At 60.8% G+C, this 1,721-nt stretch carries 1 protein-coding gene; it reads right to left on the minus strand.

Annotated elements, in window-relative coordinates; all coding sequences use genetic code 11:
* Positions 1–236: 236 nt before the first annotated feature.
* On the minus strand, positions 237–1,616 hold the full coding sequence (locus tag QC823_RS16085) for an IS1380 family transposase (protein WP_309657356.1): 1,380 nt from the start codon (positions 1,614–1,616) through the stop codon (positions 237–239).
* Positions 1,617–1,721 lie beyond the last annotated feature (105 nt).

The raw sequence follows: 1,721 nt of genomic DNA on the forward strand, positions 1-1,721 counted from the left end.
AGCCCGCCTCATTCATGAGAACGCCGATTGAGCATTTTTGCAGCCCTGGGTTGCCGGCTTCGGTCTTCAGTAGCCGTATTTATGGCGTGTGCATCTGCTGACTAATGCTCCAATGGTGCTCTTAACTCAGCTATTTATAACTTTCTGGCATTGATCTCAGCCATCAGGGTAACCATATCCGCCGGCCACCGTTGTGGCCGCCTTGATCTTGCCTCAGTCATGGTATCGCCGGAAGGTCAGCTTAGCGCAGTCAGCTTCGGCAGCCCCTTCAATAAAGTGGGCCACCATTTGTCAGCAGCGTCACCGAGGTGAACAGTAATGCGCCGAGCGTGTCGTGAGATAGTGGCAGCGACCTTGAGCACCTGCTCGCGCATCCGGCTAAGGCCCCAGCCTTGGCGGGTTTGCCGCACGAGTAGGCAGCGTAGGCCATGCAGGATCTGGTAGGCGTAGAGGCTCAGCAGCAGACTCACTTCGTTGCGGGCCATCACCTCTTGAACAGTGGAAGCGCCGCGGTCGGTCGAGGAGAGATGTACGTCGAGTGCCGACTTCACCTCGCCCATGTGCGCCTCAGCGCTGCCGCGCTTGCGGTAGAGCGCTAGGACTTTCTCCGGCGGCCAGTGGAACTTGTTGAGGTTGGTGACCAAGAAGAAGGCATGCAGCAGCAGATCATCGGGACGTTCCTGCACCACCAGCACTACGCGCCGTGGCGACGGCCAGGAACCGGCTTGGTACTCCAGGTCATGGCACCACTCCCGAGGTTGCTCGGGTGGCCGACCCCGTGGCCGTTTCAGGTACGGCGCTGCCAGCTTCTGCAGTCCCGTGTGACTACGCAGCCGGCCCAGGTACTCGATGTTGCGGTCTTCTAGCGCCTCCAGCGTGTCGTTGTCGGTGAAGCCGGCGTCGATGCGTACCCGCACCTGGGCCCCGGTACTCTCATTGAGTCGCTGTACTAGATGCGGAATCCAGGTATCGGCGTTTTCGGCCGGGCCGGCGTTGCCCTCGCGCAGCAGGCCGCCGACCATGTCGCCGGTCTCGGCCAACGAGGCAACCAGCGGCGAGTAGATTCGTGCACCGTAATGCCCATGAAACGCCGAGCCACCCTGGTGGCCGTGGACCTCGATCGGCAAGCCGTCGATGTCCAGCGTCAGCTGCTCGGGGCGTTCGCCATTGTTTAGCGAGGTCAGACGCCAGACCACCAGTCGCAGCAGGCCTTCGTGAACGGTATCGATGTTGTCGTTGCGCCCGAGGCACATTAGCAGTCGCGATAGCGTTGCTTGAGACGGCCGATCCTGCGCCAGTGGTGTTATCCCGCGAGCATCGCTGCAGGCTAACTGCCAGAGTGGGTCACGGCGCAGCATGTCGGTATCGCTGAGATCGATCCAGCCCATCGCACGCTGCAGCACCAGGGTGCGCAGCTGGCTGGCCAGCGAATGGCGGACGCGCAGCGGGTTACGTTGGTCGATCAGGTTGTCATCCAGTGCGTCTATGACACCGCTGTTGTCGAGGGCTTCACGCAGCAGCAAGGCGCCGCTGTCGCTGGTGGTGCGCTGGCCATCAAGCTCAACGCGAATGGACCCGTTGCAGGACGGAATCCAGGGAGATACGCTTTCACCCATGGCGGATGGTCCTCTGGAATCAGGTTCTTGCCGGAACTTTCTGATTTCTCAAGAGAATACCATCCGTCATCTTCGTTTTCAGGCCGCCCTCATGAATAAGCCGGG

Origin of the sequence: Vreelandella vilamensis (assembly GCF_031451755.1) — a bacterium.
Taxonomy (GTDB): domain Bacteria; phylum Pseudomonadota; class Gammaproteobacteria; order Pseudomonadales; family Halomonadaceae; genus Vreelandella; species Vreelandella vilamensis.

What these genes read in the sequence shown, in the direction of transcription:
- QC823_RS16085 (WP_309657356.1), bottom strand. Translation starts at nt 1,616, where the DNA reads ATGGGTGAAAGCGTATCTCCCTGGATTCCGTCCTGCAACGGGTCCATT.